Origin of the sequence: Pseudomonas sp. NY11955 (assembly GCF_048068035.1) — a bacterium.
Taxonomy (GTDB): Bacteria; Pseudomonadota; Gammaproteobacteria; order Pseudomonadales; family Pseudomonadaceae; genus Aquipseudomonas.
Map to the genome: position 1 here is coordinate 1 of NZ_JBLUPS010000081.1, position 230 is coordinate 230.

Below are 230 nucleotides of genomic sequence, written 5' to 3' on the forward strand. Positions count from 1 at the left end.
GTGAGATCGAGCGCCGCCCGCGCGGCGCATCGCGAGCGAAGCTCGCTCCTACATTTGTTTCGGGCCAATCATGCCTGTGGGATTTGCGCGCGAACGCCTTGGCGCATGGCTGGATATCGCGTCGTACAAACAAGGCGGTCGCGCGCGTTGGCGCAGGCGTTACTGGCCCGAAACAAACGTAGGAGCGAGCTTCGCTCGCGATGCGCCGCGCGGGCGGCGCTCGATCTCAC

The 230-nt window shown here is 65.7% G+C and carries 1 protein-coding gene; it reads left to right on the top strand.

Annotated features, from left to right (window positions below; translation table 11 throughout):
* Positions 1 to 182: hypothetical protein (locus tag ACNFBR_RS29355; RefSeq protein ID WP_416737890.1), on the top strand; the 182-nt coding region annotated here is incomplete at its 5' end.
* Between the last annotated feature and the right edge of the window lie 48 nt (positions 183 to 230).